This window comes from Streptomyces sp. NPDC054796 (assembly GCF_053611545.1).
Map to the genome: position 1 here is coordinate 75,818 of NZ_JBSHAO010000039.1, position 7,220 is coordinate 83,037.

Annotated in this window: 5 protein-coding genes; all 5 read left to right on the top strand. The window is 71.3% G+C overall.

Annotated features, from left to right (window positions below; all coding sequences use genetic code 11):
* The first annotated feature begins 68 nt into the window (after window positions 1-68).
* The 5 genes from ACWGJ2_RS27910 to ACWGJ2_RS27930 all read left to right on the top strand — a co-directional run bounded on the left by ACWGJ2_RS27910 (window position 69) and on the right by ACWGJ2_RS27930 (window position 6,919).
* The gene (locus ACWGJ2_RS27910; protein ID WP_453349012.1) at window positions 69-923 is read left to right on the top strand and encodes a hypothetical protein; all 855 of its coding nucleotides are present in this window, start codon (window positions 69-71) and stop codon (window positions 921-923) included.
* Entirely contained in the window at window positions 913-2,259 is a 1,347-nt protein-coding gene (locus ACWGJ2_RS27915) for a hypothetical protein (protein ID WP_453349013.1), read from the top strand. The genes ACWGJ2_RS27910 and ACWGJ2_RS27915 overlap by 11 nt, the downstream gene beginning before the upstream one ends.
* The gene (locus ACWGJ2_RS27920) at window positions 2,256-3,812 is read left to right on the top strand and encodes an SCO6880 family protein (protein ID WP_453349014.1); all 1,557 of its coding nucleotides are present in this window, start codon (window positions 2,256-2,258) and stop codon (window positions 3,810-3,812) included. Before ACWGJ2_RS27915 ends, ACWGJ2_RS27920 begins: the two co-directional genes overlap by 4 nt.
* Before the next feature lie 133 nt (window positions 3,813-3,945).
* Window positions 3,946-5,373 carry an ATP-binding protein gene (locus ACWGJ2_RS27925; protein ID WP_453349015.1) on the top strand — a complete coding sequence of 476 codons (1,428 nt, stop codon included), beginning with the start codon at window positions 3,946-3,948 and terminating at the stop codon, window positions 5,371-5,373.
* A gap of 1 nt (window position 5,374) precedes the next feature.
* Window positions 5,375-6,919, top strand: a complete 1,545-nt coding sequence (locus ACWGJ2_RS27930) for a hypothetical protein (protein ID WP_453349016.1) — start codon at window positions 5,375-5,377, stop codon at window positions 6,917-6,919.
* Window positions 6,920-7,220: the final 301 nt, after the last annotated feature.

Here is a 7,220-nt window from a genome sequence, read left to right on the forward strand (position 1 = left end):
TAACGTCATGTGAGGAGACAATGCACTGACGGCAGTTGAGCGGTAGAGGTCGAGGGGGCACGTCCGGCATGAGCATCGGCGGCGGAGACGGTTACGGCGAGCGTGATCGTGGGGGCGAGGACAGCCCGTACGACGGTCATGGCTCAGGCCGCCTCACCACCCGCACGCGACTCCCCGACGGCGAGACCGGCAGCGGCGGCAGACCTCCGGCCAGGCCGGGGCGCAGCGTGGTCACCGTGGTGGGCGTCGTGGTGCTGCTCGTCGCCGCCATCGCCTTCGCCAACAGAGGCGGCGGCGACGGCGACAGCGCGGACGGCAAGAAGGCCGACACGGCCCGGCCCACAGCGCCCACCGGCACGAAACCGGTGGAGGGCGGCTCGGGCGGGATTCCGGCGGGGTTCCCGAAGACGGAGCAGGGGGCGCAGAGCGCGGCGGCGAACTTCGCCGTGGCGCTGGTCTCCACGGACATCGTGAAGCCCGACGAGCGCCGCGACATCGTCCAGCAGGTCTTCGTCCCCGGAAAGACCGAGGAGATGCAGACCAAGATGGACAGGGCCTACAACTCCCGCGTGCTCTCGGAGCTGGGCCTCGACGAGAACGGCGAGCCCGAGAGCGGCCTGACCTACGTCTCCCGTACGGCACCGATGGGCACCAAGGTCACCGAATTCGAGGGCACCAGGGCGAAGCTCGACGTCTGGTGCACCGGCGTCTTCGGCACCGCCGGAACGAAGTCCACCAACCCCGTGACGAGCGACTGGTTCACCATGCGGATGGACCTGCGCTGGACGGACGGGGACTGGAAGGTGTCGTCCTTCGAGCAGAAGGAGGGCCCCGCGCCGGTCAACGGCGACAACAAGGCATCCAGTGCGGACCAGATCGCTGACGCAGTCAAGAAGTACGGAGGGTTCACGTATGCCCGCTAGCCCTCGACGCCGAGCCGTCACGGTCACGGCCGCGTTCGCAGGCATCCAGTCGGCCGTCCTTCTCTTCGCCACACGTGCCCTGGCGGCCCCCTCACCCGAGCCCAACGATGACTGCGACCTGGTCACAGGGCCCGCCAAGGACTACTGCGAACGCGGCGAGTCCGGTGGCGGGAGCGGCGGAGGCAACCCCGCCGATGACCCCACCTCCGCCCTCGACCCCCTCGCCTCCCTCGCCAAGGGCTGCGCCGAAGCCGCCGCCTGGACCGTGGACAAGCTCTCGGACCTCGTCGAGGACACGTCGAAGGTCGACTTCACCAACCCCGACTTCCTCCGCCAGTACGCGGTCGTCTTCGCCGCCTCGACGATCCTCACGCTCACCCTCTGGCTCCTCGCGGTCGCCAAGCGGGCGATCCGGGGGGTGCCGCTCACCGAGGCGCTGACCGAGGCGATCGGGTTCCTGTGGCTGACGGTCATCGCGTCCGCTTTCACGCCGCTGATCCTCTACACGATCGTCTCGGCGACCGACGCCGTCACGGACGTCATCGCGAGCGGCACATCAGATAAGACGGACAAGTTCTTCGGCACGTTCTCCGAGGCCCTCAAGGAGGGCGAGGACATCGGCGGCGGGCCGATCATGCTGATCGTGGTCTCGCTGGTGTCCGTGCTCGCCGCCGGCGTGCTGTATCTCGAACTCGTCGTCAGGGCAGCGCTCCTGTACGTCGGCGCCCTGCTCGGCACCGCCGTCTACGCGGGCCTGGTGGACAAGAACATGTGGGGCCACGTCCGCCGCTGGGCGGGCATCATGATCGCGGTGATCCTGGTGAAGCCCGTCATCGTGATCGTGCTCGGGCTGGCCGGGGCGCTCTCGTCGTCCGACGGGCCCAACGCGTTCTCCGCGATCGTCTCGGGGCTCGCCATCATCCTCCTGGCGATCTTCGCGAGCGCCATGATCTACCGCTTCGTCCCCGGCTTCGGCGACGAGATCGTCAACCACCGCAACGCCAGCCGCGACCCCGCCTCCCGTGCGGCGGCCGCCGTGGTCTCCTCGCCCGCCGCGCTCGTGCGCCAGGGCATCAACACGCACAGCGCCCGCGGCAGCGGAGGCGGCGGTGACGGCGGAGGCGGGGGCGGCGGCGCCAAGCCCGCGAACCCCGTCAGCGGCGGCGTGGCGGCCCACAGCTCCCGCGGCGGGGGCGGCGGGGGCGGCACCGGAGGCGCGGGCGCCCGCGGCAGCGGAGGCGGCGCCCCCGCTTCCCGCTCGGCCCCGGCGCAGCGCGCCCACACCGACCGCGGGACCTCGTCCCGGCCCAACAGTTCCGGAGGTGATCGCGGATGACGACCTCCTCTCCCCCGGTCGGCGGTCCGCGCCGCACGTACATGATCGGCCGCGCCAGGCCGAACGCGATCATCGGCAAGAACCGCGAGACCGGCGAGATCGCGCTGATCATCGCCGGTGCCTTCCTCGGCATGATGAGCGGTCTGCTGATCCCGGTCCTCTCCTTCCGCATCCCCGCCCTGGTCGGCTTCCCGATGCTCGCGCTGGCCGCGATCTACGTGCCGTACAAGGGTCGTACCTTCTACAGGTGGTTCGAGATCAACCGCTCATACAAGAGAATGCTGCGCAAGAACGCCACCCAGTACCGCTCCGCCGCCGCCGAGGCGGGCACCTCGCTCGAAGGGCGTGAGGTCGAGGTCGGTGCGCCCCCCGGCGTCGGCCGCATCAACTGGCTCTCCGCGCCCTTCGGCCCCGACGAGATCGCCGTACTGCTCCACGCCGACCGGCGCACCGTCACCGCCGCCATAGAGATCGAGGGCCCGGGCGTCGGGCTGCGGGACAGCGAGGACCAGGAGGCGCTCGTCGACCGCTTCGGCACCCTCCTCAAGCACGTCGCGAACGGCGACGGCTTCGTCACCCGCCTCCAGATGCTCGCCCGCACCCTCCCCGCCGACCCGGACGCGCACGCCAAGGACGTGGAGCAGCGCGGCGACCACAGGGCCGCGCCCTGGCTCCGGCGCTCCTACGACCAGCTCCAGTCGATGGTGTCCACGTCGAGCGAGCAGCACCGCGCCTATCTCGTCGCGTGCATGCACTACACCCGCGAACTGGCCACCGAGGGCGCGACGATCGCCAAGGCGGCGCGCCGGGGCGCGGGCCGGAAGCTGACCAAGGACGAGGGCATGGCCATCGTCATGGCCCGCGAACTCACCGACATCTGCGCCCGCCTGGCGGAGGCCGACATCCGCGTACGGCAGCCCCTGGGCCAGGCCAGGCTCGCCTCGCTGATCCACTCGATGTACGACCCCGACCACCCCATCGACCACATCCAGGCGATGTCGAAGCGGAACGCGTGGCCCGCCGAGCTGGACGCGACGGAGCCGACCTACCTCCAGGCCAAGACCCGCGAGTCCACGACCCGCGCCCCCTGGTGCCACTCCACGGCCTGGATCAAGGAGTGGCCGCTGACGCCCGTCGGCGTCAACTTCCTGGCCCCGCTCCTCGTCCACACGCCGGACGTGATCCGTACGGTCGCCGTCGCCATGGACCTGGAGCCGACGGAGCTGGCGATCGAGCGCATGCTCACGGAGAAGACCAACGACGACGCGGAGGCGAGCCGCGCCGCGAAGATGAACCGGACCGTCGACCCCCGGGACGTCGCCGCGCACGGCCGCGTCGACCAGCGCGGCGAGGACCTGGCCTCGGGCGCGGCCGGAGTCAACATCGTCGGCTACATCACCGTCTCCTCCCGCTCCCCCGAGGCGCTCGCCCGCGACAAGCGCACGATCCGCGCCTCGGCCGGAAAGAGCTACTTGAAGCTGGAGTGGTGCGACAGGGAACATCATCGGGCGTTCGTCAACACGCTGCCGTTCGCCACCGGGATCCGACGATGACGACCCTCACGAGTACGAGTGCGACGACGACCACGACCACGGGAACGACGCCGAGGACCACCACGAGGACCACGACGACGAGGCCGACCAGCACGACAGTCACGCCGCCGAAGACGACCCGGAGGTAACGGCCATGGCCGCGCTCGATCCACTGACCGCCGTCACCGAGGCGTTCACCAGCTTCCTCTTCGGCAAGACCGAGACCACCCGCCTCCCCGTCCGCACCTCGACGGGCCAGGCCCAGGCGGTGTACCTCCCCACCGCCGCGCCCGGACTCGGCGATTCCGGCGTCATCATCGGCCGCGAGGTCTACAGCGGCAAGGGCTACATCTACGACCCCTTCCAGCTCTACGGCCAGCAACTGCCCGCGCCGCACTGGCTGGTGCTCGGCGAGTCGGGCAACGGCAAGTCGGCGCTGGAGAAGACGTACGTGCTGCGCCAGTTGCGCTTCCGCGACCGCCAGGTCGTCGTGCTGGACGCGCAGGGCGAGGACGGCGTCGGCGAGTGGAACCTCATCGCCGAGGAGATGGGCATCACCCCCATCCGTCTCGACCCGACGGCGGCCCTGGACCAGGGCATCCGCCTCAACCCCCTCGACCCTGCCATCACCACCACGGGCCAGCTCGCCCTGCTGCGCACCATCATCGAGGTGGCGCTCGGCCACGGTCTCGACGAGCGCTCGGGCTTCGCGCTGAAGGTCGCGCACTCCTACGTCAACGCCACCATCGCCGACCGCCAGCCGATCCTCACCGACATCGTCGACCAGCTCCGCCACCCCAAGCCGGAGGCGGCCGAGGCGATGAACGTCGCGCTGGACGACGTGCGGGCCTGGGGCCTCGACGTGGCCCTCGTCCTGGACCGGCTGGTGGACGGCGACCTGCGCGGCATGTTCGACGGGCCGACGACGGTCGGCATCGACCTCGACGCGCCGCTGATCGTCTTCGACCTCTCCCACATCGACCGCAACTCGATCGCGATGCCGATCCTCATGGCCATCGTCGGCGTGTGGCTGGAACACACCTGGATCAGGCCCGACCGGAAGAAACGCATCTTCCTGGTGGAAGAGGCGTGGCACATCATCAACAGCCCCTTCGTGGCGCAGCTCTTCCAGCGCCTGCTGAAGTTCGGCCGACGGCTCGGCCTCTCCTTCGTCGCGGTGGTCCACCACCTCTCCGACGTCGTGGACGGCGCGGCGGCGAAGGAGGCCGCCGCGATCCTCAAGATGGCCTCGACGCGCACCATCTACGCCCAGAAGGCCGACGAGGCACGCGCGACGGGCAAGGTGCTCGGGCTGCCGCGCTGGGCCGTCGAGATCATCCCCACGCTCTCCCCCGGCATCGCGGTCTGGGACGTCAACGGCAACGTCCAGGTCGTCAAGCACTTGATCACCGAGGACGAACGCCCCCTCGTCTTCACCGACCGCGCCATGACCGAGTCCTCCGCCGTGGAGGAGGCCGTCGACTTCGACGCCGTACTGGAAGCGGATCTGGAAGCCGAGTCCGAGGCCCGAGCCCTGGCCATCGAGCAGGGCAGGGCCACGAGAAACTCCACCGTCGCCTGACATGCGCGGAGGACACGAAGAGCACCGGGCACGGGGCACGCGGGGCCCCTACGGCGACGGACACGACGACGGGTACGGCGACGGGCAGGGCGACGGATACGGCCCCCCGTACGACGGCCGGGGACCGCGCCCCGGCGGCCCTCGGCGCACCCGTACGGGCCCGGGGAACCGAGGCGTCCCTGACAGCCTGCTCGTGGGCGGCCTCGCCTTCCTCCTCGGGCTGACGGTGTTCACCTGGACGGCGACGGGCCTGGCGGGCCTCTTCAGCCACGGCTCCTGGCCCGAGGGTGTGACCTTCGGCCGTACGCCCCTGGCCATACGCGCGCTGGCCACCGAGCCCCACGACCTCGCGGGCGCTTGGCCGGACGCGCCGGACGGGCAGTTGTCGGGGTACGGGCTGTTCTGGGGCGTCTTCATCAGCCAGTTGCTGGTGCTGCTCGTCGTGACGGTCTTCGTGGTGGGTACGGTCGCGCGCGCCCGCGCCGTACGGGCCGCCCGTCGCGACGGCCTCCTCGTCCGGCCGCGGCGGCCCCACGAGCAGCCGCCCCCGGCGCGCGAGGCGGCCGAGACGCCCGTACCGACGCCGACACCGGCGCCGGCGCCCGCGCCACCGCCCGTCGAACAGCCCCAGGAGCCGACGCCGACGCAGGACGCGACCGGCACCGGCGCCGAGGCCGGAACGGCGACCGGCGCGGGTGTGGGCGCGCTCATGGGCACCGGAACCGGAATCGGGTCCGGAATCGGGTCCGGAATCGGCATGGTCGCCGCCCCGGGCGCCGACGCCGACCCCCGCACCCTCGTCCAGGACGCGCCGGGCGCCGCCCTCGTCGTCACCCGCGACGCCACGCTCTGGGAGGACACCAAGGACGGACGGGCCAAGCTGGGCCCCGTCCACGTCTTCGACCCCACCCACCTCTGCGACACCCCCAACCGCATCCGCTGGGCCCCGCACCACAACTGCGCGGACAAGACCACAGCGGCGGCCCGCGCGACGGCCCTGCTGGAGCCCCTTCGCTCGCCCCGCCCCATCGACGCCGAGGCCCACGCTGCCGCAGTGACGCTGCTGCGCTGCTGGCTCCACGCGGCGGCGCTGGAGGACAGGCCGTTCCGCGAGGTGCACCGCTGGGCCCTCGCGAAGACGCCCCCGTCGGACCCCGTGCAGACACTGCGCACACACCGCAAGGCGTCCCCCGGCTCGGCCGGTGAGCTGGAGGCCACCCTCACGGCGCACCCCGAACGCCGTCGCGCCGCCACGGAGCTGATCCGGCAGGCCCTCGCCCCGCTCGCCCAGCTCCACGTCCGCAACGCCTGCACGGCGGCACGGGCCGACCGCGTCGCACTGGAGTCCTTCCTCGACGAGACGGGCACGCTCTACGTCGTGGGCGAGGACCCCGAGGTCATGCCGATCCTGAACGCGCTCACGCAGAGCGTGGCCGAGCACGGCCGCCGCGTGTCCGTGCGCCCCTCCGCCGCCCGGCTCGACCCGCCACTCACCACGGTCCTCGCCATGGACCCGAGCGCCCCGCTCCACCCCCCGGCTCCCTGACCCCCTTCGGTCCCTCCCTCGCCCGGGCCGGATCCTCCGGTGTGGCCGAACAGTCCGATCCGGTCTTCGCGTTCCACACGTACATCAAGGCGCGGCAAGCGCGCACATTCCGCGGTCGAAGGACACGATCCCTCCCAGGCAGCCGCAGTGGACCAGCCGCTGGTGACCTCCGGTTTCGGGCATGCGAAAAGGGCCCCCGAGCAGGATCCCTAGTGACACTGTCACCGGGAACCCGCTCAAGGGCCCTCAACATAAAAGGAGTTCGGCGGCGTCCTACTCTCCCACACGCTCCCGCATGCAG

Coding starts and splice junctions, on each gene's coding strand:
- ACWGJ2_RS27930 (WP_453349016.1), top strand. CDS start 5,375: ATGCGCGGAGGACACGAAGAGCACCGGGCACGGGGCACGCGGGGCCCC.
- ACWGJ2_RS27915 (WP_453349013.1), top strand. CDS start 913: ATGCCCGCTAGCCCTCGACGCCGAGCCGTCACGGTCACGGCCGCGTTC.
- ACWGJ2_RS27920 (WP_453349014.1), top strand. CDS start 2,256: ATGACGACCTCCTCTCCCCCGGTCGGCGGTCCGCGCCGCACGTACATG.
- ACWGJ2_RS27925 (WP_453349015.1), top strand. CDS start 3,946: ATGGCCGCGCTCGATCCACTGACCGCCGTCACCGAGGCGTTCACCAGC.
- ACWGJ2_RS27910 (WP_453349012.1), top strand. CDS start 69: ATGAGCATCGGCGGCGGAGACGGTTACGGCGAGCGTGATCGTGGGGGC.